The 24,801-nt window shown below is 39.9% G+C and carries 25 protein-coding genes; 11 read left to right on the top strand and 14 right to left on the bottom strand.

Annotated features, from left to right (window positions below):
- From traM to AC1RM2_RS20835, 5 genes are all read left to right on the top strand, one after another.
- Nucleotides 1-1,074, top strand: coding sequence for a conjugative transposon protein TraM (gene traM, locus AC1RM2_RS20855; RefSeq protein ID WP_492987084.1), 1,074 nt, complete (start codon nucleotides 1-3; stop codon nucleotides 1,072-1,074).
- Nucleotides 1,075-1,078: 4 nt separating this feature from the next.
- Nucleotides 1,079-2,425: a hypothetical protein gene (locus tag AC1RM2_RS20850; RefSeq protein ID WP_492987083.1), complete on the top strand. Its 1,347-nt coding sequence runs from the start codon at nucleotides 1,079-1,081 to the stop codon at nucleotides 2,423-2,425.
- 62 nt (nucleotides 2,426-2,487) lie between these two features.
- Nucleotides 2,488-2,664, top strand: coding sequence for a histone H1 (locus AC1RM2_RS20845; RefSeq protein WP_492987082.1), 177 nt, complete (start codon nucleotides 2,488-2,490; stop codon nucleotides 2,662-2,664).
- Between the two features lie 224 nt (nucleotides 2,665-2,888).
- Nucleotides 2,889-3,566: a PP2C family protein-serine/threonine phosphatase gene (locus tag AC1RM2_RS20840; RefSeq protein ID WP_492987081.1), complete on the top strand. Its 678-nt coding sequence runs from the start codon at nucleotides 2,889-2,891 to the stop codon at nucleotides 3,564-3,566.
- A complete protein-coding gene (locus AC1RM2_RS20835) occupies nucleotides 3,544-4,203 on the top strand; it encodes a helix-turn-helix domain-containing protein (protein WP_492987080.1) in 660 nt (219 codons plus the stop codon). Before AC1RM2_RS20840 ends, AC1RM2_RS20835 begins: the two co-directional genes overlap by 23 nt.
- Here the strand turns inward: AC1RM2_RS20835 and AC1RM2_RS20830 are convergent.
- The 3 genes from AC1RM2_RS20830 to AC1RM2_RS20820 all read right to left on the bottom strand — a co-directional run bounded on the left by AC1RM2_RS20830 (nucleotide 4,185) and on the right by AC1RM2_RS20820 (nucleotide 7,086).
- Nucleotides 4,185-5,345 carry a hypothetical protein gene (locus tag AC1RM2_RS20830; protein WP_492987079.1) on the bottom strand — a complete coding sequence of 387 codons (1,161 nt, stop codon included), beginning with the start codon at nucleotides 5,343-5,345 and terminating at the stop codon, nucleotides 4,185-4,187. The genes AC1RM2_RS20835 and AC1RM2_RS20830 overlap by 19 nt on opposite strands.
- Complete coding sequence (locus AC1RM2_RS20825; protein ID WP_492987078.1) at nucleotides 5,342-6,130, bottom strand: serine/threonine protein kinase; 789 nt, start codon at nucleotides 6,128-6,130, stop codon at nucleotides 5,342-5,344. The genes AC1RM2_RS20830 and AC1RM2_RS20825 overlap by 4 nt, the downstream gene beginning before the upstream one ends.
- Nucleotides 6,131-6,207: 77 nt before the next feature.
- A complete protein-coding gene (locus tag AC1RM2_RS20820) occupies nucleotides 6,208-7,086 on the bottom strand; it encodes a hypothetical protein (protein WP_492987077.1) in 879 nt (292 codons plus the stop codon).
- 437 nt (nucleotides 7,087-7,523) lie between these two features.
- Here AC1RM2_RS20820 and AC1RM2_RS20815 point away from each other — a divergent pair, with 437 nt between their 5' ends.
- The 6 genes from AC1RM2_RS20815 to AC1RM2_RS20790 all read left to right on the top strand — a co-directional run bounded on the left by AC1RM2_RS20815 (nucleotide 7,524) and on the right by AC1RM2_RS20790 (nucleotide 9,527).
- Nucleotides 7,524-7,652 (top strand): hypothetical protein, encoded by a 129-nt coding sequence (locus AC1RM2_RS20815; protein WP_492987076.1) that lies wholly within the window; start codon nucleotides 7,524-7,526, stop codon nucleotides 7,650-7,652.
- Entirely contained in the window at nucleotides 7,624-8,181 is a 558-nt protein-coding gene (locus tag AC1RM2_RS20810; protein WP_492987075.1) for a hypothetical protein, read from the top strand. The genes AC1RM2_RS20815 and AC1RM2_RS20810 overlap by 29 nt, the downstream gene beginning before the upstream one ends.
- 75 nt (nucleotides 8,182-8,256) lie before the next feature.
- Nucleotides 8,257-8,391, top strand: coding sequence for a hypothetical protein (locus tag AC1RM2_RS20805; RefSeq protein ID WP_492987074.1), 135 nt, complete (start codon nucleotides 8,257-8,259; stop codon nucleotides 8,389-8,391).
- On the top strand, nucleotides 8,381-8,548 hold the full coding sequence (locus AC1RM2_RS20800; RefSeq protein WP_492987073.1) for a hypothetical protein: 168 nt from the start codon (nucleotides 8,381-8,383) through the stop codon (nucleotides 8,546-8,548). The genes AC1RM2_RS20805 and AC1RM2_RS20800 overlap by 11 nt, the downstream gene beginning before the upstream one ends.
- 10 nt (nucleotides 8,549-8,558) lie before the next feature.
- Complete coding sequence (locus AC1RM2_RS20795; RefSeq protein WP_492987072.1) at nucleotides 8,559-9,050, top strand: J domain-containing protein; 492 nt, start codon at nucleotides 8,559-8,561, stop codon at nucleotides 9,048-9,050.
- 39 nt (nucleotides 9,051-9,089) lie between these two features.
- Entirely contained in the window at nucleotides 9,090-9,527 is a 438-nt protein-coding gene (locus AC1RM2_RS20790; protein WP_492987071.1) for a DUF6908 domain-containing protein, read from the top strand.
- A gap of 294 nt (nucleotides 9,528-9,821) precedes the next feature.
- Here AC1RM2_RS20790 and AC1RM2_RS20785 read toward each other — a convergent pair whose 3' ends face one another.
- The 11 genes from AC1RM2_RS20785 to AC1RM2_RS20735 form a co-directional block, all read right to left on the bottom strand.
- Complete coding sequence (locus tag AC1RM2_RS20785) at nucleotides 9,822-11,135, bottom strand: nucleotide-binding domain-containing protein (RefSeq protein ID WP_492987070.1); 1,314 nt, start codon at nucleotides 11,133-11,135, stop codon at nucleotides 9,822-9,824.
- Nucleotides 11,132-11,653 carry a Pycsar system effector family protein gene (locus tag AC1RM2_RS20780; RefSeq protein WP_492987069.1) on the bottom strand — a complete coding sequence of 174 codons (522 nt, stop codon included), beginning with the start codon at nucleotides 11,651-11,653 and terminating at the stop codon, nucleotides 11,132-11,134. Before AC1RM2_RS20780 ends, AC1RM2_RS20785 begins: the two co-directional genes overlap by 4 nt.
- Before the next feature lie 30 nt (nucleotides 11,654-11,683).
- Entirely contained in the window at nucleotides 11,684-12,934 is a 1,251-nt protein-coding gene (locus tag AC1RM2_RS20775; protein ID WP_492987068.1) for a hypothetical protein, read from the bottom strand.
- Between the two features lie 305 nt (nucleotides 12,935-13,239).
- Nucleotides 13,240-13,839, bottom strand: a complete 600-nt coding sequence (locus tag AC1RM2_RS20770; protein WP_492987067.1) for an RloB family protein — start codon at nucleotides 13,837-13,839, stop codon at nucleotides 13,240-13,242.
- Entirely contained in the window at nucleotides 13,820-15,124 is a 1,305-nt protein-coding gene (locus AC1RM2_RS20765) for an AAA family ATPase (RefSeq protein ID WP_492987066.1), read from the bottom strand. The genes AC1RM2_RS20770 and AC1RM2_RS20765 overlap by 20 nt, the downstream gene beginning before the upstream one ends.
- 747 nt (nucleotides 15,125-15,871) lie before the next feature.
- Nucleotides 15,872-16,885: a LacI family DNA-binding transcriptional regulator gene (locus tag AC1RM2_RS20760; protein WP_492987065.1), complete on the bottom strand. Its 1,014-nt coding sequence runs from the start codon at nucleotides 16,883-16,885 to the stop codon at nucleotides 15,872-15,874.
- Between the two features lie 149 nt (nucleotides 16,886-17,034).
- Complete coding sequence (locus AC1RM2_RS20755; protein WP_492987064.1) at nucleotides 17,035-19,740, bottom strand: family 78 glycoside hydrolase catalytic domain; 2,706 nt, start codon at nucleotides 19,738-19,740, stop codon at nucleotides 17,035-17,037.
- Nucleotides 19,741-19,776: 36 nt separating this feature from the next.
- Entirely contained in the window at nucleotides 19,777-21,063 is a 1,287-nt protein-coding gene (locus tag AC1RM2_RS20750) for an MFS transporter (protein ID WP_492987063.1), read from the bottom strand.
- Nucleotides 21,064-21,369: 306 nt separating this feature from the next.
- Nucleotides 21,370-22,539: an amidohydrolase family protein gene (locus AC1RM2_RS20745; protein ID WP_492987062.1), complete on the bottom strand. Its 1,170-nt coding sequence runs from the start codon at nucleotides 22,537-22,539 to the stop codon at nucleotides 21,370-21,372.
- A 38-nt stretch (nucleotides 22,540-22,577) separates the two neighbouring features.
- Nucleotides 22,578-23,690 carry an acyltransferase family protein gene (locus AC1RM2_RS20740; protein WP_492987061.1) on the bottom strand — a complete coding sequence of 371 codons (1,113 nt, stop codon included), beginning with the start codon at nucleotides 23,688-23,690 and terminating at the stop codon, nucleotides 22,578-22,580.
- A 22-nt stretch (nucleotides 23,691-23,712) separates the two neighbouring features.
- Entirely contained in the window at nucleotides 23,713-24,798 is a 1,086-nt protein-coding gene (locus AC1RM2_RS20735; protein ID WP_492987060.1) for an acyltransferase family protein, read from the bottom strand.
- Nucleotides 24,799-24,801 lie beyond the last annotated feature (3 nt).

Below are 24,801 nucleotides of genomic sequence, written 5' to 3'. Positions count from 1 at the left end.
ATGAAACAAACAACGGAAGTAAACACAGCGCAACAGGCAAAACAGCGGAAATTCCTGCTGGTATTGCCCCTATTGATCCTGCCATTCTTAACCCTGGGCTTTTATGCTTTAGGCGGCGGCAAGGGAGAAGTAAGTGGGTCGATTCACGAGCAAGGTATCAACACCCAATTACCCGAAGCACAGTTTAAGAACGAAAAGCAGCAGACCAAAATGGGCCTGTATGACCAGGCGGCAAGGGATTCTGTATCGGCATCCAATAACACGGCTAGCCCATCTTTTGGGTTTAAGGATGAAAAGACCAACCAGTCATCAACTGTGAGCCAATCAGGATTAACAACAGACGACCACGAGCAGGCGATAAAACAAAAACTGGCTCAGATCAGGCAGGAGGTCAACAGGCCGGAGCCGGTGGTTAAGCCCATAGCCGTTCAGCAGGGAACAGACCCTAATACCGAAAAGCTGGAAAAATTACTAAAATCTGTACAGCAGGGTAAAACTGAAGATCCGGAAATGCAGCAATTGGGGGCTTTACTGGACAAAATACAGGCTATCCAAAATCCAGGCATGGCGTTGAATAATCTGAAAGCCGTTTTACCACCGGTTAAGGATACCGCATTCAAGGCAATTCCGGCAGTGATTGACGGATCACAAAAAGTATTGCAAGGTGGTGTCGTCAAATTGCGCTTAACGGATACGATGCACCTTAAAGGTATGGTATTCAATAAAGGGCAATTGCTTTTTGGTAACTGTACCATTGTTAACCAGCGTTTATTGCTGGACATTAAAAACATCAGGATAGGCACCGCTATCGTACCCGTTGACCTAACCGTGTATTCGCTCGATGGTATCATCGGCCTGAACGCGCCGGAAGCGGAATTTGCGGAAGCCGCAGGCAGCGGAACGGATGATGCTTTACAAAGTATGCAGTTTCTTTCGATGGATCAATCGCTGGCCACACAAGCCGCTGGGGCGGGTATCAGTGCCGCTAAATCTTTGCTCGGTAAAAAGGTCAAGCGGGTAAAAGTAAAGCTGGAAGCTGACCGGCAGGTATTGCTACGTAAAAACAAATCATAACAGCATGAACCTGGAAACAAAATACGCGCCGGAGATCATTCAGATACTCGAAAAAGAACAAGAGAACGGGTCGCAGTATGTAGTATTTGAAATGCGCCCGATGGATATGGCTTTGCAACCACATCAGCTGGATTTTTTCAAAACGCTCGACGGAGCATTAGACCACTTGGATGCCAAAGCTGGTTATGGCTATCTGCCGGGAGGCGAGGAAAATCCCGTTTTTTACCGTCCGGTTGAACAATTGCTACAGGAAATAAAACAAGCCAATCCGGTGACACCGGACTTGATGGTCACAAAATTAAGCGAGGCCGAATACGCAATTAAACAAGGTATTAATCAAAATAACAACACGATGAACTTAAATAATTTGCAGGATCTCCAACAGGAGGTCAGAAAGCTGGGGTTTAACCCCAAAATAGCCGATGAACTGGAAAAGAACATGAAACCATTACCGGGCTATTTCACATTGAAAGACCAGTTTCCCGGCGATAAAGGCACGGTTGACATGACCCTGCACTTTAAAAAGTCGGGCCAGTCGGATAATTATTCCTTTAACAAGTTTGAGGTGACTGCCGGTAAAGTACCTCCAACTGTAGAAAACCAGCATTATATGGTTATCTCTGCCGATAAAGACAAACCCGATAAGTTTTTGGTTAAAAACTTTGACAGTCCGAATGAGGCGCTGGATTTCTTTAAAAAGCAAAAAGGCACCAGCGAATTGGCCGTAGGTGAAAGCATTGATGCTAAACAGAATTTAGCTTCCATGAAAGATGGCAAGGTGAATTTTATCAATCCCGATTTCAGGCAGGCGTATTTCAGCCCGGCGGTAAGCCAAACCTTTTACATCAAAGATGATAAAAGCTTCTCCGCAAGCCAGGCCGCTAATTTAGTGCAGGACAGGACGGTGCTGCGAAATGACTTGGTTACCAGGGACAGCCAGCCCTATCAGGCATGGATCAGGTTGGACTTTGATCAAAAAAAAGATGATTACGGCAACCATAAGTTTAAACAGTTCCATCACCCCACTTATGGCTTTGACTTGGATAAAACGCTGGGCAATTACAAAATAAAAGAACTATCCGACCCGGAAAAGAAAGCCGAGATCATCAAAGCCATGAGCAACGGCGACCGTGTGGTGGTAACCGCTACCGGTAAAGACGGCAAAGAGGCAAAAGTCATGGCTGAGGCCGTTCCCCGCTATGGTAAACTTGATTTTTTCAGCGAAAAAGGCGCTGGCCTGAAAAGGGAGCAGTTTACCAAACCCGCAGCAGTTATCAATACGCAAAGCCAAAGTAAAAGCCAATCGCAGGATAAAACACAGCAGCAAAGCCAAAGCAGGGGTATCCGATAAACGGTATGCCTTTTTACTTTTTGAATTAATAACAGATTAAATAACCTTTTAAATTTAACACCATGAAAAAGTTCCAGGAATTAAAAAGCATCATTGCCAACGCAGAAATTGATGCCATCAAATTTTATGAAAAAGGCAACAACGCTGCGGGGGTTCGGCTCCGCAAAGCATTTCAAAAAATTAAAGGGGTTGCTCAAGAAGGGCGTTTAGAGGTTACAAAACTAAAAGTAGTGAGGTAACCTAAATTTATATTTGATTAGTAGCCCGGCTGTAATAAGTTTGGGCTACTTTTAAAAACGATTTCAAATTACTAATTTTATTAGTAATTTTGTAGTGTAAAAGAACACTCAACTTTTATTTTTAATAAGTTGTTTATTTTGAATTGACCTGTGACTAAATTGTATAAATTTATAGGACGGTTTAAGAGAGAACAACAATTTCGGCTTTTAATCATTAACCTATTATGAAAACCTTGTTAAAATATGTCAGTAATTCCAAAAAGGGCCTCAAAAGGGACAGGAACCAGGACAAGATTTTAATTGTAGACAAAGATCAATACTACCTTTTTTTTGTTTTTGACGGCGTTAGTTCACTTTCGACAAGTCACATATTCATTAGCCAATACACAAAGAAACTGAAATCAAAACTCGATGATTTAAGCCCTACGGGCAATAATCTTGGACAAGTTTTATTTGAAACGCATAGCCAGGTTTTATCCGACGGCGGAAATTCGGGTATGAGTACGCTATCGGCACTGTTTTATGATAAGATTTTAAATAAGGCCCAATATGTAAATATTGGTGATTCACGGATTTATCAGTTCACCAATCAATTCATTGAAAAGATAACAGATGATGATTCGCTATCCGAAAGGTCAAATATTTTGACTAAGTGTTTGGGTTTAGCCGACTTATCGCTTGATGATTTTATGCCAACAGAAATCGTTAGTGAATATAATTATTTAATATGCACTGATGGGTTTTATAAGTTAATGATGGATAACCTTAAAGTATATTTTGAAGCGTACAATTTCAAAAACTTTCGAAATATTGAAAAGAAATTGTCACTTTTACAGCGAAGGAAGAATAATGATGATTCATCATATATCTTGATAAAAAATGAAATTTCAAGCGGAAGTTGATCTTGTGGAGGCTTTGAAGACTTCAATACGAAGTTTTTATAACCGAAACTACGTTCAGATTTTTGAAGAGGTGTCATTAGGCTACGGTATCGCTGATATAGTTATCAGCGACCTGAAAAACGCCGCTTATCAGCAAACAAGCTCTGAGGATTCGCTCGATCTTCTGGATATTAATATTTACTCACTTCTTCTAAAATCTGGCAGCCTCACAGTAAATGATATTATTAGTATAACCCGTTGTTCAAAATCTACGATTTCAAAATCATTGATTAAGCTTTTAAGCAACGGGTATATACTAAATACAGACGATAAATTTATAACGAATAAATCTTATGAGTTACCTTTTCGCAATAATTATGCGATAGAGGCTAAGTTAAAGGATTGGAAAAGAGCATTAAAACAAGCTTACCGATACAGGTGGTTTGCAGAATATTCTTTTGTGGTTTTAGACACCCATCACTGCAAGGCGGCATTAAAAAACCTCGATGCCTTTATGAAATATAATGTTGGTTTGGCATCAATCTCTCCTGATGGCATCTTACAACGACATTTTAATCCTACCCGGCAGGTGCCATTTGATCCGAAAATGCAAATCCTTTTTTCCGAAAAGGTAAAAAGTCAGGCATTACGCAAATAGGTTTTCCAGCTATTCAAATGATAATTGCTGCTTTCATTATCTAAATAAATATGATTCTTTTCCAGGTTATTGTATCGTTTAATAGCCTCTTCTATTAAATTAAGCACGTATTCCTTTCGCTCTGCTAAATCATTTATACTGCTAACTTTTTTTAGTAAACGTTCAATTGACAGCAAGTAGTTTTTGTTAACGTCAGGCTTATGTATATTCCATAAAAACGCTGGCTGTAATATTATATCCGAGAATATGTTCCTATCGTTCTCCACAAAAGGCAGGTTTCCTGTATCCCTTATAATAGTCATATCATCCGCGCGGATCATATTTAACAGTTTCTCTGAAAAGTAATAACCTTTTGAACCACCACCTGACTGATCTTCTGTAAAGCGCCTTATATCGAATTTTCTTAAATTTTCGTAGGTGCCTATTGTTATGTAATCAATATCGGTTTGAGCAAGTATCACCAGTGCATCCCAATTAGCGTAAGCATAAATTGTCTCAAATTCCTGCTGTTTCAAGGTTTTAAAAACTTTTGATAAGTTTTTTAGAACCTTTATATCAGTAGTCAACTTCCTTTTAAATTCAGGTTTGTTTTCGCAAGTCACGAAATAGCCATCAAATGCGATGTCCATATCTGTACAGGCAAAAAGTATTTCCTCAACTTTCGTTTTGTCAATGATAACGTGGTTTGCAAAGGCAAGGGTCATGAAATATTTTACGCCATCTACCTTATTTTTCACAACGTATTTATTGATTTTTTTTATGGTTTCAATGATGTCTTTAACCTCTTCATTTTCGTAAAAATGGGGGATGATTACATTCTTAAATCCTTTATCTATCTGAAATTTAATTGCTTGCTTTAAACAATTATCAAAGTAAATATTAGTAACCTCATCATCACCGCAGTTCGCCGGGTGAAAAGGAAACTCAGATAACTTTCCGGCAGTTATATCACCACTGCTTTTCTTTCCATAAAATTGCAGATCGATCATGGATTTATCTAAAATGCCTTTAAGCGATTTTTTCTTATCAAAGTCGATACCATGTGTAAATGCTGTAATTAAAAAATAGTCACCAATGTTTTGTTGTAAATGACTTTCAATGCTCCAGTTAGAGTTGTGGCCTAGTACGTGGGTTATTTTCATATTTGTGCAAGCTTTAGGAAAGTTTCTATTTTACGAGGACGATCAGATGGCGAAGTGTAAAACACACCGTTACAAAGCCCATTAATATGTTTATTACCTGAATCTATTTGTATAGTAGGGTTGGCAAAAGCTTGGGCAATTAAATCTTTAGTATTGCCAAAGGGTAACTGGTTTGTGTAAAGGTAATAAGCTACTATCCCAAGGCAAAAAAAATCGGTTCTATAAGAAATTAAGTTTTTTTGACCCGCGTACTGTTCCGGACTGGCGTAATACCATGATAAAGGTTGGCCTCCGGTTGCAGTGATGCTTTCTTCATCTAAGGCTCTGGCAATCCCAAAATCCAATACTACAGGTTCTCCATTTGCTCTTATCCTAATATTCTGTGGCTTTAAGTCACGATGAACATATTTATCGTCCCAAACCGGGGTTAAAATTGTTCCAACTTTAAAAATCAAATCCATGATTTTTTTATCGTCGCCTTTATATTGATCTAAAATATCAGATAAATCATTGCCTTCAATGTATTCCTCCAATATGATCGTATCGTTCAAGTACTTTTCAATCCTTAAAATGGATGGTATCCCGGCGATATGATTATACTTTTGACAAATCTTGACCTCTCTTTCAAAACGCTCGTCCGCAATGTGGATTATTTTTAGGGCATATTGAACACCTTCAATTTTTACTATAAAAACTGTTTTTTGCCCACTTGGGGTAGTTGCTTGTCTATATTCTGATATTTTAAAATGGTTGACTAAGCCTTGTGATAATGCAATTGAGGTCATGGTTTAAATTGTAGCACAAATATATTTAATTCATATATATAAGCCTGATAATATTTTATGGATACCAGTTTATTATATTAATCGTCAGCATGTTCCGCCCCAACATAAGGATACCATTGAAAATCCTTTTGCTCTTCACCAAGATCGGTGGCGACTTGTATGCTATCTATTGGTATATACAATCCGTTCTTTTTTTCAAATTTAAACATTCCAACACCTTCAAGCCTCAAACTTTTTTCGACAACTTCAGGTAAAAGAGCAACATTTTGCCCTAAATAACCGGTTTGTACACTTGGAAAAGTTATTCCTTTTAAATGGGACTTTTCCCAAATGTAGTTGATATAAGCCGACGAAATTTTATACTTATAATCTTCTCCTTTTCCGATATCGTTTCTTGAGAACTCATTGCTAAAAAAGCGAGCTTGTTCTTCCATTTCGGCAGCTTGTGGTAAGTGCTGATAGTTTTTTCTCTGATTGTCCAAGGATGCCTGAACATACTCGCTTTGATGTATTGCATCATCACTGAATATCATTTCAAGTACCTCAATATCTTCTAAAATTCTCCATCGGCTTAGCGTAAAGACTTCATCGATATTTGGCAATGTTCCTCTGATTTTATAATTGTAAGAGGTTTCCTTAAAAGCAACCTCACGGGGACGTTGCATTTTTTCAGAAATAATCGAACCATAAAAAACTGCTTGCCCTGGTACGTTGGCTCTTCCGTACCCAACATGTTTTTCTAATATAGTCTTGTCATGTATATATGAAACATCATCAATACTTCTGAAAATTTCTTTTGGTTGATTAATTCTTACTCGATCAATAAAATGCCCTTTTTTCAACCTCGCGGATGGCAACATTTTATTACGTATTGCAGCTATTTGCTTATAAATAACTTCATAAGACGTAATTTGAAGATTGTTACGAACTTCTTCTAAAAAATTTAGTGGTGTCATGGAATTGGCTCTTATACAATATAAGAAAAATAATTGATTTAAAATACTTTAAGTCAGCACCTCCAGCCGCTTCATTTCGTTCCTCAATTCAGCCGCTTCGCTGGTTTTAAAGACCTGGCTTTGTACCTGCGCCAGCCCTTTTTTCTTTTTACGGCTTCGCTTTTTTAGGTTTTTCTAAACTGATTTTTTAGGCGCTTACCCGACATTTTATTAAACAAATTTCTGGAAAGCCTGCTGCACATCAAGACCGAGCCTCCGGTTTTGTAAAAAAAATCTTCCTCGCTTTTTTTCATCGGTTGCCTCCGGCGGGTTTGTTTCCGAGCGTATTTTTTTTCCAAAAGTCTTGCCTTTGCAGCCGGCTTATTCAGGTGAGGTGCTTAATAAAAAGCGAGCGAGCGTAGCGAGCCACTTTAAAAACGAACATAAAAAGCACCTGTATGAAAAACTTTAAAGGAAGAGCGCCACCGGACGGCAACACAGCAACCACAGACCTGTCACGCCAACAATTTAAAATCATAAACATTAAAAATAGAAATCATGAAAATCAACGAAGCAAAAAACAATAACAGTGCATCAAATAACGGAGCAGCAAACACCGCTAACCCTGTAACCGCCGATAAAAACAAAGTGGCTTTTGTAAACAGTAATCCTGTTAATAAGGACAGCACAGAGGTAAAACCCAAAGAGGAAAAGGTTGCACCGCAAGCAGAACAGCCAAAGGGCGAAGCCCCTCAAACGGAAGCCCCAAAAGCAGAGCAGGAGCCCACAGCGGCTAAACCACAACCCGTTAAACCAGTAATGAATTTAGACAGCACGGTAAAGGTAGTTTTAGACCTTAATCGCAAAATTCAACACCGCAACAGGATGCAAACCATTGTTGCCAATCTGGACGAGTTTGTAGTAAAACAGGAAGAAGTTGGCGAGGAAACAGGCGCAAACAGTTTACAAGGTTGCGAACTGATTATAAGAGACGACCAGGGGCGTACTTTCAGCACCAAGAACGCAAACCTTATTCAGCAATCAGCACAATTCATTAACAGTTTGTGTGTCGGGAAAATTGCGGAGATAGAAGCCGAAATTATCATACCCGCTTAAAAAATAGTAAAGCCCCCTTTCCCAAAACACTAAAGGGGGCTTACTTAAAATTCACCTACAGTAAATCCAAAGCAAATGTACGAACTATTTATAGAGCTGACCGACCAACTTTTTTGGGTTGGGTACGCCGAAGATTTGGCAATCAGCAATCCCGCAGTTTTTACGTCCGAGTATAATAACTTCTTAAACAGCTATAGCCATGCAGGATAAAATATTGCTGATTGTACGGCTGATTGTAGAAACCAGCCACACACAAATTAACGATGCGATAAAGGAGATTGAAAAGAACACGGTTTTAAATATCCCAAGCACGGCAAATGTAAAAGTGCTGAAAACCGAAATCCTTAAAACTCATAACGACAACTAAAATCAAGCTTATGAAATGGTTTAACGATTGTAAGACAATAGAGGAAGTCAAAGCCGAATATAAAAGGCTTGCCAAACAGTATCACCCCGATTTACGAGGCGATACGGCGACTATGCAACAGGTGAATACCGCTTACGCTTTTGCCTCTGCCAAAGCGATCAAAGGGGCTAACCTTTCCGAAGAAGAAACAGAAAACGAAATTCTGTCATCGGAAGCCTACCGCAAAGCGATTGAAGCAATCATTCACATAGACGGCATATTGATAGAGTTGGTGGGTGCGTGGATATGGGTAACGGGTAACACCCGACCCAATAAAGAAACCCTGAAAACCGCAGGATTTTTATTTGCATCTAAAAAAGTAGCGTGGTATTTCCGCACAGCAGAGTACAAAGTGAGTAAAGGCGGTAAAAAAAGCCTTGATGAAATTCGGGACAAGTACGGTAGCGAGGTATTAAACGGTAATAACACCTATCGCCCCAAGCATCAATTTTTAAGAAACTAATTAAAGCGGAGGCGCAACCGTTCAAAGGGCGCATCTTTTATGAAAACATTAAGCCAAAATAGCACCGCCATATTTTGCCGTCTTATCGAAATGATGAACGGTAACGAACACCTGAAAATTACCAATGAACCCTTTATGCCCCTGACCATTGAAAAAATTGGCGAGGATATGATTACCCCGATGGGCGTAGGTTGTACTTTTAGCCTTTGCCACTATTACGAGCAGAACGGCGACCTCATGCAAGACCCTGAAATGTGTTTTTTAATTTTGGATAACCGAATAGATGATGCTGCCGATTTTACAAAGATTAAAATAGCACCCTTTATGTTCCAACAAGCCAATTTGGGTATCTATCAGGAAAGCATAGCGTTTTATAACCAGGTTATGGGCGAAGTACACACCGACCTGCAAGCAGACCACGCAGAGTTTGCGGATATGTGGTTAGGCAATATTAACCTACAAGGTTTCTTAAAATAAAATTGATAGTATATTAAAAAATAATAGCCCGGCGTTTACTCAAACACCGGGCATTCTTAAAAATTTTTTTTTAATGTGAAGTAAGGTAAGCTAAATCATCTTAAAGCACTTTTCACACCTTATATAATAGTCCAGTTTAATAAATTCGCTTAAAGGCGTTGTAACGGCGGGCCTCCTTATACCACCTCTTAAATTAGTTTGCCTGCATAATGGATAAATACTATTGTCAGTAGCAGGTAAATGAATTTTAATATTTCCTGTTTTAAATTTTACCATAACCTACATTTAAAAGATTTAACGGACATATACAGGGAAACTTAAATTAATATTCGGTTGGTGTTCTCTTATAATTTTACAGCTTACGTAATGATGACCCAAGTAACCTGCATCGGCTATACACACGGTTTGATCTTTATAATAACCTAAAAAATCATGGTGTAGCTGGTTATGGTTTTTGGCTTCATTACCTCTATTGACAGCCTCCCAGGTGATGTGTTCAAAGGATTGTTTATTATACGGCTGGTTCCTGTAATACAAGGTGAATTTTATTTTTTTGAATTTTTCGATTGACCTTGAATTTTGATGGTAATCTTCGATGTTTTGACCATCGGCATCATAGATTACACATTTAATCTTAAAGTCTTTTTCTACTATATCCAGCGTCTTTCCATCACTTGAACGGGTAATAAAATCGTAAGATTGCAGGTATTTCTTCCACAAGAAATCTTGTTGACGGTAGGAAATATCCCTGATAATATACCGCTCCGGTTCATCAATGTTATTTTGATTAGCTCTATATACCCAGTCGTAATATTCATCCGGCAGATCAAGTTCGTCAATAACGTTTCCACCAATAATAATGGAATTTGATTTCGCTTTGGCTTGCAATTTGGCCGCTAAATCTGTGTGTAAACTGGTGGTGGTTAATTCGGCACAGCCTGGTACACCGTAATGCGACCAAAGCACTTCCTCATCCTTACCGAAGTCTATACCAATACGAATCTTGATTGGGTTTAATCCATTACGTGTAAACACTTCACTCAGGTCTTTTTCCACGAATTGGCAAAGTACAGAAGCCGCATTTAGGGCGTTTATAATTGCATCGTTTTTGTAATTATTCCGTCTAACAAATTGTACAAAAACCGCATCACCTTGCAGTCTATGTATGTGGCCGCCAAAGAAGTTGGCAACATGAATACATAGGGTTAACATTGAATCTTTAATAAGACGAACTTTTTCCAAAGAATGATTTAATCCTAGGCGGGTTGACCCTTTAATATCTACAAACATAGAAACACAATGATGATAACAGCACCCGTCATGTGGCACGTCATTAAAATCAGGATGTGATCCAATAACTATATTTTGAAACGATGATTTATTAGGGCCGAATAATCTTTCAAGACCACTTTTATCGAAGTCCAGAAGTACCTTATCGCCGGTAAGCTGTAAGTGAGAATTTTGGGCCGCAAATAGTTTAACAGATGCGTTTCCTTTAAGTATGTCTGACGACAATGCCCTTTTATGCGTTGCGCCAGTAAAATTGCTGATTTGGCCCTCCGTTAAAATACTCTCAATATCTTGGGCGTAATTTCCAAATAATTTCATAAGCTGTGAATGATAATAAGGGCAATACTGTAAACTACTACTGCCAGTTGAAAAAATATGATTTTGGTTGCCCATTCCAGTTGCCTGTATTTTTTACGCAAGGCTTTGGATAACTGATGTATCTGCTTGGATAAATCAGCGTAAACGTCTGCTTCTTCCTGTTTTTTCAGCGCTTCAATGTATTTCTCGGATGTGTCAAATGCAGACACTGAACCGAAATAGATCAGTGAGTGGTATTGTTCTGTTGAGGAATTTCCGGATTTTAGAAAGGGATAGACGGCTAAAAGTACAATCACTAAACTGGCTATACCAGCAGCTATTAGCAGAAATATACCAACCTTAAGGTAGGTAGCCAAGCATAGTCCAACTAAGCCTGTAAGTGTTGCGTAATTAGTAAGTAAACCTCCACATAAAAATGTGTTAAAGGCCAAGAGGAAAGCTCCTTTAGTGTTCGCACCGCTAATGTAAGTGTCGAACCGTTGCATGATGAATTTTAATTGTTCCTGACTGACTGCCATAAAATATCTGTTATTTAAAAACTTTGTTAATTATTTTCTACCGGAAAGAATGATGTCTGAGATGATATAGCGTAGTTTATCTTTCAAATCATAATCAATCTCCAACTCCTCTGCCTTATTGCACATTTCGAGTAATTTGGCAAACGCTTTAATTTCATTGTCAATTTTCATTTTGAAAATATCTCTTAGCTCATGAATATCTTTGAATGCGCTGCGAGGGTTGCTAAGTTTGTTAACAATACGTGCGCGTAATTCATCAGGGGCTTTAATTCCGTTAACTTCATGAAGATCTTTGATGTATTCATCGGTATCATTTAGCAAAGTATAAACTTCGTTCAGGTTACTTAGCGCTCTTTTAGGCCCGGTTGAATGTGAGATTATAAGCTTGTTTTGTTTGGCTTCTTCTGTGGCCGGAAATAGGTAGATGCCATGATGCAACCTTCCACCCACCCGGATAATCTTTGTGAAATTTAAAGAACCCTGGCCCAGATCGTTGGTGGTGACTATCATTGCTGAACTTACCTTGCCAAACTCTTTCGCATCTTTCAATTGCTTTTCCGATATAATCAGTTCCAGTTTGGATTCCGAAACAGCTGCGCTTGTTATGGCATATTGATTGCCTTTATTAGCCTTCATGTCTTTGTGAAGCGAAAGCATGGCAACTACAAACGTGAAATCTATGCCGTATTCAAAATAACGGTCAGTAGAAGTGATACCTCGCAGGAACAGTTCATTGTTGTTAGCGACGAGCCTGTAGCTTCGATGCTTGTTAAATCTTTTGTCTGTTGTAGCCAGCGTTTTGAAGAAATCGATATTATATTCTGCCAGTCCACCCAAGCCGTTTTTGTATAAACGATTGGCGTACTTTGCCATATCATATTCATCGAAGAATGTGTTTTTGGAATCATAAATGGCGTAACAATCCAAACCTGTTTTTACCTCATCAATTTCCACATATTCTCCAAAATTGAATATCAGCGGGTGATGTCCTGTTACATCTGCCACTGGCTTAGCACCCTCCCGTATGGTGATATCCTTGCTATGAGCTAAAATTGAAAAACGCTCGAACTGGTTAATGATGAGTTTTATCTTGTTGTGAACGGTATCAATATGATCAACCACGATAAATTCATCTTTGATATCATCCGTTTTGAATGACTCAATTACATCCTTTTGGTAGGGATGCTCGTTTAATAATGCTAATAGCGTACTTACTTTTAGTTTTCCGCTGCTCAACGCATCATCGAATACGATGCGCTTTTGGGTAAATCTCTCTCCCATAATTAATCCTCCTTTTTTAATGATTTTTTATAATTACAGCCGGTACTTAGTTAGACCGGTGGCACATCACAAGGAGAAAAGAAAAGAATTTGCGGATTTACTTGCGCTAAAAGTAACTTTTTTTACTTTTGTGCGTTGAAAACAAATCCGAGGACGCGAAACCTCATTCATTCGTATCGATTCAACTTGTGCGAGTGATCTATTAAATCTTAAAGGCTCAGACGTCACCACACGTTCTGGGCTTTTTAAGCTTTTAGACCACACCTAATATTTTTATTGCTCTGTTGTCATATATCGTATTTTTTCTAATCGTTAACCTGTTTTAACTCTTCAAAAAAGCTGATTAAGTCCTGAACCGTAAAGTAAGGGTTGCGTTCATGTATAGGCGCTTCACCGTTACCTTGATTCCTATTAATCAGATTTGCCCGTTCTATAGCCGTAGCTAAACGGTCTTTTAGTGCTGCAAAGGCATTTATTTTAGTTTTATGATATTGAGGCCATAACCTGTTTAAATACCGAATAGCTTCCTCCCCGTTGTTAAACGCCCGTCCACAATGCTCAAAATGTAAAATGAACCAATGCTCAATACAAATTGAAGTATAGGCGATACGGAAGCCGTATTTGTTGACGAGAGCAAAAGCCTCACCTAATTGCGGCCAGTTATCGTTATCAAAAAAGAGCCAAACAGTATCGTAAGCATTTCGCTCTTTGTTAGCATTCCGTTCTCTTTTATGGGCCTCCTGAACCAGGCTTTTAGGATCATTTTGGGTTTGATAAAATATTTCAATAGCAACAGACCGCTGCAATTCACGCGGCAGTTCCATTTGAAGTGATTTGGCGTAGATATATTCTGTGGCCCCTTCACATAAGATTAAAATCCTTTTATTAATCCTCAGTTTCGCCATTCGCCTGCATTTCAATTAAAAAATCTACATCGTTAATGATCGGCGTCGCGCCGAACCTTCCACTGGCATACCATTTATCCAATGGTGTACCTAAGCGAATACCTTGAATGTCTGAACACCTGTATAAGGATGTAGCACCGTACTCATTTTTTTCAGTGAACCAAACCTGGTCACGTCTAAAGTGATCATTAGATAACTGCGTAATATCGTGTGTTGCAAAGATCAATTGCGCATTGTTTTGGTTAACCACAGGATTATGAAAAAGCTGTATCAAAAACTGTGTAATGCTGGGATGCAGGTTTTTTTCAAATTCATCTACGACCAGTACTCTGCCATTATCCAGCGCATCTAAAATAATACCACCGATAACAAATAGACTTTTGGTTCCCGCTGATTCATCACTTACGTCAAACGAAGCAAAACCCGCAGCTTTTCCTCCATCAAATACCGGATGCTGCGTTTTAATATCATATTTATAGTCTTCCTGGACTTGTTTTTTCAGGTCTTCCGGGAGATTGCCGGGAAATTTATAGCCATCCCAGTCCACTTCCTCGGCAGCAACCGCACAAATTCCGGTATCCAATGCGCAGATCAAAGCATTGAAACGTTTTGAAAATCTCGAATCTTTATCTTCTGCTAAACGTTTAGCATAAAGCCTGGCCAAATTATTTTCATGGTAATCTTCCATCATCGGATACACGGTTAGCCCTTTTGTGAAGAACCGGTATGCATCTAATAGCGCATCCACATTATTTTCGGCTGCCTTAGACAGAAATAGTTGGTTGGGGAGCAATAATTTTTCAAGCGTTTTTTTTGGCCCTTTGTAATAATCCCCAAACTTCATTTCCTTACCGGCAGTCCTCGAATAAAGCAGAGTTCTAGTACTTGTTGGATAATAATAAAGTTCCTCTGATTCAATATCCTTAGACTTAATAGACACGATATAATCGTACTGAACTTTTTTAGCAATAAAACTTACTTCAAAAGTCACAGGTAATCCGGCACACGCTTTTTCCAGGCGATGAGGTTCAAAAGGGGCAATACTATCATCAGGTCTAAGGCTCGCTGATTTTTTTACCAGATATTCCAGCGCTTTGATCGCCCTTAAAAACCCACTCTTACCGGAGGCGTTAGGTCCGTAAATTACCGCTGATTTCAGTAATTGCTTTTTATTATTCCCTTTAAAATAGTTCGATGAAAGCCCCTTTAATCCTGTTTTTAACATGCTTAATTCCACACGGTCACGAACTGATCTGAAGTTGGTTGTTGCAAATGATAATAACATGGTTTTGCTTTAAATACGAAGGCAAAGTTAAACATTTATCCGAAATAAAATAATTATTTGCATAAAAATAGTAAATTATGTCAATATATCGGAAATTTTAGCGATTTTATGCATTTAAATCGATTTTAAGCGGCTTGCTTTTTTAAGAACTCTATTAATGAATAGCAACTTTTGCAACTCAGCAAAGTGGAGAATATTCCGTTCACTTCTTATTAATATATTGAATATCAATTATTTACTAACGCACTTTTCTTGGATTTAAGCGCAATTTGAGGGATGGAAAAACTCTGCCAAAACTCTGCCAAAATAAAAAAAATAGAGAGTGGTGGTGTAACTTTTGGAGATGGTTGAAACGAAATCTGGAACTACTATTGGGAGTGGAGAACACATAATTTAACCATAAAAAAGGTTGTGGAGAATAATTAAAAAAGTAGCAAAAATCGGGAAAAAGTCGCTATTTTTACGATAAGCAATTTTTGGAAAGAGTTTAAAAACCGCATTTCCGATATCTTAAACAAAGATTTTAACCACGATTTTCGGTCGAAAACTCTGTCAAAACTCTGCCAAAACCACTAAAAAACTGCAAAATGAAAAATCAAAAACCGCTCTCAGAGCATCAAAAACGCAGTTTGAGTAATGCAATAACGGCGCTTTCCACTCCGATATTCTCCACATTGATAAAACAGGGCTTTATGAATTCTCATAAAGCCCTGTTTTATTTCAGTCAACACACTTTATTGCTGATTATTATCGTTGAGTGGATTCTCTTACGATGAGTTTTGTTGGCAAAATCACCTCTTCGGCAATAAAATATTTTTTAAAAATATGCTTCATCAGTAGCTCACAACTTCTTCTTCCTATTTCCTTTGCCGGTTCTTCTACTGTAGTTAGGGTAGGAGAAATAATTTCAGACATCGGATCATTTGTAAACCCCACAATTCCTATTTGCTTCCCTATTTTTATGTTCTTTTTTTTGAGGGTGAGCATTGCTCCAATCGCTTTTCTGTCGTTAACGGCGAAAACGGCATCTGGTTTTTCTTTGCACTTTAGTAACTGCATCATATCTGCGGTGCCGCAATCCTGGGTAAAGCCAGAATGAATGATCCATTCTTTTTTAACGGGGAAGTTATGCTCTTTTAGCGCCAAAAGGTAGCCTTCCATCCGTCTTTCTGTAAACAACAGCCCGGGCGGCCCTGTAATATGTGCAATTTTTTTATAGCCATTTGTTATTAAATGATCTACTGCCGCATATGCACCATTGAAATCATCCTGCATTACTTTTGAAGTATCTATATTGGATGCTACCCTGTCAAAAAAAACGATGGGTATTCCCATATTTATGATTTTGGTAAAGTGTTCGTCCTGGTCCGATTCGGATGATACGCAAAGTAAGAGTCCGTCAATATTCCCTGGCGAAATATCATATAAAATATCCCTTTCGCGTTCGGCGGAATCATTAGTTACATAAAGCACAATGTTATATCCGTTTTTGTACGCCACTTCCTGAATACCGGAAATAACAGTAGAGAAATAATAATTTACAACTGCCGGTAAAACAATACCAATGTTGTGAGAGCTGTTTGTTACCAGGCCAATCGCATTATAATTAGGCTTATAATTCATCTCGAGGGCTTTATTCAGCACCTGCCGCCTTGTTTCCTGATTTACATCATAAGTATCTCTTAACGCCCTTGAAACAGTAGCAACCGATATATTTAACTCTTTTGCGATATCTTTTATAGTAACAGCATGCGGCTTCATTGTTAAAAGTGATTAAAGAGATACAATTTAATCTTTTAAAACACTAATATTCAATTTTAGTGGGAAATGATTTGAATTATATTATTAACCCTACTGACCCTCAGCCTATTGGTATTTTACAATGAATTACAAGTAATGAACATCGGCAGCTACTTTTTTGACACCACAAAATGATAAATACCCGAACCCAAAGTAAGTGCCACATAACCACCTTCAGTTTCAATTTTGGTAGATGATGTTAACGCTGCACCACTTTCTGTCACTTCATCGGGATTGTTTGCAGGAACAAAAACTGTTGCTGTGGTATTTGCAGGAATTTCAACATCCATCAAAACCTTGCCATTCTCAAGCATCCAACTGCTGCTCAGTTTGCCATAATAGGTTTCTAAAGCAGCCGAAACGTTGGTAAATCCTCCACCAATATGAGGCTGTATTTTAATGTGCTTATATCCCGGCCCGTCATCATAATTATCCAGCCCGGCCATAACCCGGTACATCCAGTCGCCTATAGCGCCATAGGAATAATGGTTAAATGAATTCATGGCAGGCGACTCAAAAGTACTATCCGGTTTTATACCATCCCATCTTTCCCAAACGGTAGTTGCCCCCATTTTTACCGGGTACAACCACGACGGATAATCTTGCTGCAATAAAAGCTTATAAGCTATATCTGTATAACCAAACCGGCTTAAAACATGGCACAGATAAGGCGTCCCTAAAAAACCGGTAGTGAGGTGGTTACCGTAACTTTTGATGTTTTCAACCAGGCGCACGGCGGCTTGCTGCCTGAGTTCTTCAGGAAGCATATCAAAATTCAAGGTAAGTACGTATGCCGTTTGCGTACCGGATACCAGCCGCCCGTTGGCGGTTACATATTCCTTTACAAATGCCTGTTTTACTTTTGCCAGCAAGGCCTCATAAACAGGAACATCTTCAGTGTTTCCTAAAACCCTGGCGGCATTTGTTAGCAATTGGACGGAATTGGCGTAAAAGCATTGCGCAATCAGGAACTTATCCGTTACGGCCGCTTTTCCGTCCCTATCATCATCCGGGCTGTAAAATAGCCAATCGCCATAATGAATACCGGTATTCCATAAATAATTGCGGCTGCTATTCCGGATAAATTCAACCCATTTTTTCATACCGGGATATTGCTGTTCAAGGACTCTTTTGTCGCTGTAAGCCACGTATAAATCCCAGGGCACAATACAGGCGGCATCGTCCCAGCCGGCCGATCCGGATCTGCGCTGGCCCAACACATCCGGTATAACAAAAGGAACGCTGCCATTGGGCAATTGGTCTGCGCTAACATCTTTTAGCCACTTGGTAAAGAAATTATCGACATTCATGTTAAAGGCGGCGGTTCGGAAAAAAACCTGGGTGTCGCCGGTCCAGCCCAAACGCTCGTCGCGTTGCGGGCAATCGGTAGGTACATCTATAAAGTTACTTTTTTGCCCCCACTGAATATTATGCTGCAACTGGTTAATCAAAGCGTTTGACGAACTGAAAGTGCCTGTAGGTGGTATATCTGAATATAAGGCAGTTGCCGTAAAGTTTTCCGGCCGCAACTCACCAGTATAGCCTTCAACTTTGATATACCGAAAACCGTGCCACGTGAAATGTGGTTTAAATACCTCTTCTTCGCCCCCTTTTAAAATATATGTATCCTGTGCTTTTGCCGCGCGCAGGTTAGCGGTGTAAAAATTCCCGTCCTTGTCCAAAACTTCGGCATGCGATACGACAATCTTATCTCCTTTTTTGCCATTTACTTTAAGCGTTACCCAACCCGCCAGGTTCTGGCCAAAGTCAATTACGTGCTCACCGGCAGGGGTTGTGAATATTTTTGCGGGCTTAAAGCGTTCTTTCTCTCTTATCGGTTCATTAATGGTGGCAACCAATATATTCATAGGATGATGGGTAACCTTTACACTGTCCCAGCGGGTATCATCATATCCAGGTAACATCCACCCTTTTTTCTCACGTCCTGCGTCAATTGTTTCGCCGTTGTAAATCTGCGCGTAAAGAATTGCGCCGGTAGATGATTTCCAGCTATCATCAGAGGTAATGGTTGAGGTAGTTCCGTCGGCATACGTAATTTCCAATTGAAAAAGCAGGGCAATGTCTTTTCCATACATGTTCTCTTTATTCTTAAAACCAATAATGCCACGGTACCAGCCATTGCCAAGTGTTGCCGTTATAGCATTATTACCCTTTGTTATCATATTGGTTACATCATACGCCTGGTACTGCAACCGTTTATTGTATGATGTCCATCCGGGCGTAAAATAAGCATCGCCAATTTTAACGCCGTTTATTTGGGCTTCATATAACCCATGGGCTGTTATATAAGCTATGGCAGACAAGATCTTTTTATTGGCAGAAAATACTTTTCTGAATAGTGGGCTGGGGCGCATTATGTTATCTTCTGTAAAGCCAGGTTCTATCCATTTAGCTTTCCAATCGCTTGAGTTCAAAAACGCCATCCGGAAGAATGCCGTGTCGCTAACCGCAGGTTTCTTGTTATAGTTATCCCAAACCTTTACTACCCAAAAGTATTGCTTACCGCTTTGAAGCGGACTGCCCGCGTACGGCACAAATACAGATTCGGCGGCGCGTACTTTACCCGAATCCCAAAAAGCTTTCCCTTTTGCCGAAGTGAATACCTGTATCTGATAAGCTGCCTGGAAAACATTCCTTTTGCTGCTTGCCAGTTGCCAGCTAAAACGTGGCACCATCTCACCTAACCCAATTGGATTGATTCGATTTTCTGTCAGGAGCTTATGAACCGACACTTGTGCAAACGAACAGGTAACTATAAGCAGCATATTTATAAGCAGGCATACAATCTTTTTCATGGGGGGCATCATTCTATTAAAAAGAATTTTAGGAGGCTAAAGGACTGCTTTTTGCATTTTGGGTATTATAAAATGAATAATTACCCAGGCCATCATAAACGAGCTTCCACATACGATAAAGATAATATTGTATCCGGCCACAATGTTGCCTGCATTTTTATAGAAATCAAGAATATAACCAATAAACAATGGAAAAAGCACGCTACCTATGGCTCCGGCCATGCCGCCTAAACCAACAACCGAACTAATGGCTTTTTTGGGGAACATATCCGGAACTATGGCAAAAATATTGGCACTCCACGCCTGGTTTGCTGCAACTGAAATACTTATCAATGTTACCACAACCCACATATTGGTTGTATACCTTGAAAATATGATGAGAATAACACAGATTGCCGATATAAACAGCGCAATTTTCCGGGCCTTGTAAACGGGATACCCTTTTTTTATCAGCCAGGATGAAAGATAGCCCCCGCCAAGGCTGCCTAACATAGCCCCGGAATAAATGATGGCCAACGGCAAACTTGGCTTTTTAAGATCGAGATGAAAATAGGAGCTAAAGTAAGATGGAAGCCAGAACAGGAAAAAAAACCAGATAGGATCGGTAAAAAACTTGCCCGCTATAAACGCCCACGTTTGCTTCAATTTAAGCAGCCCGCCCCAGGTTACGTTGCCGGTTGTAACATCTGTATTATATTCGTCGTCGCTGTGGATATAGTCAAATTCGGGCTTTGTAAGGCGCTTTTGTTTTGAGGGTATTTCATAAAAGATGAGCCATAAAGCAAGCCAGATAAAACCCAATGATCCGGTTATCAGAAAAGCCGCCTGCCAGCCGTAAACTGCCAATAACCACGGCACCAAAATAGGACCAACACAGGCCCCGATATTAGAGCCTGAATCAAGTATACCAATTGCCAGCGCACTTTCTTTTTTGGGAAACCACTCTGCAGTAGTTTTAACCCCCGCCGGGTAATTTCCGGATTCACCTAAACCAAGAAAGCCTCTCACCAGTCCAAATCCAAGGGTGCTTTTAACCACGGTATGCAGCATTGCAGCAATACTCCATAGGGTTATAGATATGGTGTACCCCATTTTTGTACCAATTCTATCAATTATCCGCCCGTAAACTAATTGGCCAAACGCATAACAAGCGGTAAATGCCATCACAATCCGGCTGTAGTCCATTTCAGTCCAGCTGAATACTTTCTCCAGCTCCGGTTTTAGCAATCCGAATATTTGCCTGTCGATATAGTTTATTGTGGTAGCCGCAAAAAGAAAGACACATACAATCCACCGGTAATTCTTGATCTTTGATCCTGACATTATTATTGATTTATAGTTAATTGTATTCTTTTACGCTATCCTTAATTCAAGATAGCTTGTTATTCAATTCCCAATATATATCCCTCCCCCTCAGCGCAAATGCATCTAATTGGGTTAACATAACTTAACACATTTCAGATAAAACATTCATAACGTATTAACATTCAATATTTTATATTTTATCATGGTTAACACTAAACTGACGGCGCAATTTAATCGCATCCGATATTTATGCCTTATTCCGTTAGCTATTATTAAATAACATCTTTTCGCCGTTAACTATTTAAATGCGCTTGCACTGGCTTATCACTTTGGAATTCCGGGAATCCATTTTTGAGCATTTTTATAATATATTTTATCAACCACGCTGCGCGGGAGTTTTAAACCATAAAACTCTCCCTCAACTTTAGGCACCCGCATTTTTTGGTTGGTTGTAAAAAATCGCCAGTGCCTTAGCCAAACTTCATGCACGTGTTTTCTTAACCCTTCGGGCGTTTTTATATGTTCATTTACAATATCCATTGCATCATGCCGCATATCTGTGCCGTATAGTATTCTGTCCTGGTATTTGATAAAAAAGTCGTGCACGCCCTGCCAGTTCGTTTTTGCCTGGTATTGCAAATGCGATACCCGCTCGGCCATATCCACTGCCATATTGGGATATTTATCCAGTGTTTTGCCAAGTTCGGCCACGCTCCATTCCAAAGCCCCTAAATGCGCCCCGATAAACTGCAGCTTTGGATTTTTATCCAGCATATGGTCCCTTACCTTCAGGTAATACTCATACGATGGACGGTCGGGGTGTAAGTACATATACTCCTCGCTATGTGCTGCAGCATAGTCGCGGTTACCTTTTACCGTCATTTTATCCAGCGGAAGCCATGAATTCTTATGTTCGCCTAAATGGCCGATAAGCGGAATGTGATTAATAGCAAGGTAGTTAAATATGGTATCGAACCTTGCATTATCAACAAAAACCAGTTTATTATTTTTATCCCTCAGCTGCATGCCCACATTTTTCCACACTTTAACAGCAACGGCACCTTTGGCAAATGAATTCTTTAAATAGGCGATAACTTCACTTTGCCAGCCCGGTTCATTATAGTTTTTTAAAGAGAAGGTAGTAGCATAGGCAACAAGCCGGGGATGGGCCTTTACCAGCTTGATGGCATAATCCTGCTGCTCTTCAATGGGTGTACCAGATGAGCTATATACGTTTATAGTCAGCATCCTAAAATTGTCGGTCTCCGCCTGGTTAATAAATGCGGTATCTATATCCGCCGTTAAGTGCACATGCGAGTCGATCTTTTTAACCTTTTTAAAATCATAAAGGGTATAGTACTGCCCGCGCGAAATCTCATTTGCTGGTTTGACCATTTTTTTCTGCGGATAATTTTGAGACGACATTAAAATTACCGGCAAACCCAGGCAGGTAAGCCTTGTGATCATTTTAAGCATTGATGTACCTTTAATCATATGTTAAACTTGTTTTATTAAATACGACGCCGTTAAACCTATATTTTGATAAATACCTTTTTCCTGAACATGTACCAGCACAAAAACCACTCAAGCAAAAAGGTGAGTGCAGACGCAATTATCCCGATGAGCAATACCGGCAGATGGGTTGGGTTGAGGAAAGCCGCTGTTATACCATTAACATATTCGTTAATTCCGCCGGAAATGGTTTCGATAAAAAGGTAAATGAACAACGAATTCATTCCAACTACAGTAACAATCCACGCATATCGGGTATGCCCTTTAATATCATTCCACCAGTACAAGACGGCCAAAGCAAGCAGGCACCATCCACCCGAAACCAGTACAAATGAACTTGTGGCAATTCTTTTAATAATAGGGGAAAAAGTGGCTCCTTCGATGTATCCGGCAGCCAGCAAAATTATTCCGGCCACCATTAACCACTTTAATTTTAAACCGGCTGGTTTATTTGACAACAAGAGCGACCCGGCCATCATCCCCCAAATGGTATGGCACGCCGTTGGAATAAAACTGATAGTAACCCAGCCCCCTTTGCTGATCTTATGCACCAATAAAAGGTCGACATAGTTCCCGAAGTTATGCTGATTGATAAAGGGCTGATTAAAGCCGCTTACGTTGGTAAAGCGATATAGAATTTCGGTTAAAACCAGTAAAAAGAGACTAAAAAGAACCTGGTTTTTAATTGACCAGCGAAAAACAAGAAAGGCTATCAGCGTTGTAAATGAAAGCTGAGCTAAAACATTCCACAGCTCAAAATTAAGGCCTTCGGGCTTTACAATCCTTGTCCACACCCCCCAAAACAACAAAAGAGCCGACCGTTTCAATGTTTTTATAAACGATTGCCTCCAGGGCACAGCCTGCTCCTGCTGCCGGTGCAATGAATAGGACATTGCTGCACCGGCGATAAACATAAAGCCGGGCTGAATAAGATCCCAAAACCGGAGCCCATTCCAGGGATGATGGAAAAATTGCTGCACAACAGCATTGAAACCTGTGCCGGCTGTAACAGCGTCTAATTTTTCAAATAATCCCGTACCCTCCAATATCAGCAAAATCATGATAAACCCGCGCATAAAATCGAGGGATAGCAACCGTTGCCGGGGCTCAACAAAATGAGTTGGATTAGCCATGATTTTTTTCGATTTGATACTTTTAAATCTTGATGAATATTTTTCGCTTGTACAGAAAATAGCAGATATACCACATCATGCCAGATACAACAAGTATTGTGGCGGTAGTAATTGCGTCAGGACTTATCCAGCCAAAAAGCCTGTTGGTAACCGGTTTAGCAAGGTTCATGAGCACAAGCCTGCCTCCTGAATGCCAGAACAGGTAAATAAATAGGGGGTTCATGCCCACAATTGCAAAAAAAGTAGCCCCCTTTTTTAAATGAAGCACATCAATCAGCAAGTAGCAAACGGCAAGGCCGACAAATGCATATCCCCCGCTTATTATGATAAATGAGCTTGTGCAAGTACGTTTGATAACAGGAATATACATACCAAGGGCATACCCCGCTATAATACCGGCAATACCTATGGCAAGCAGTATCCCCACTTTTTTTGGGGGCGTATAATCTTTCATTAGTATCATCCCGGCAATTACTCCCCAAATGGTGTGGGCCGTTGTAGGGATAGCGTTAAAAGCAACCCATCTATCTTCGCTTAGCCCCCCGGTTAGGAAGACATCGAACCATGAGCCGAAATTATGGTCGGCAATAAAGGGCTGATTGAAGCCCTGAACAGGCCAGGCCCGGTAGATTACATCCGTTAAAACAATCAATATAACCGAAACCAACACCTGCCATTTGATAGCTTTGCGCATTACCAAAAAGGCAATAAGATAGGTAAATGATAACTGAGCGAGAACATTGGTAAAAGATGATTTTGTTTCGGAAGATAAAAGCCAGCCAAGGAAGAGCAATAAAAGCGAACGTTGTAAAACGCCCCGTAACGACTTATTCCAGCGCTCGCCTTTAGCCCATTTTCTTGAAAACGAAAATGGCATTGCAACGCCGACTATAAACATAAAAAAAGGCTGAATGAGGTCCCAAGCGGTAAGCCCCTGCCAGTTGGCGTGGTCCATTTGCCGGCCCAGGAGCGAAACAAACGGGTTACTGCTGGCAGGATTAAACAACTGCCCATAACCCGATACCAGCATAAACATGGTAAAGCCACGAAAAAAATCAACAGAAAGAATGCGGTCCTGCCCGGGGTTCAGTTTATCCTGTTTTATCATTTT

Source organism: Mucilaginibacter sp. GW822-FHT03E02, assembly GCF_058801545.1.
This window is presented reverse-complemented; position numbering and strand designations above follow the sequence as displayed.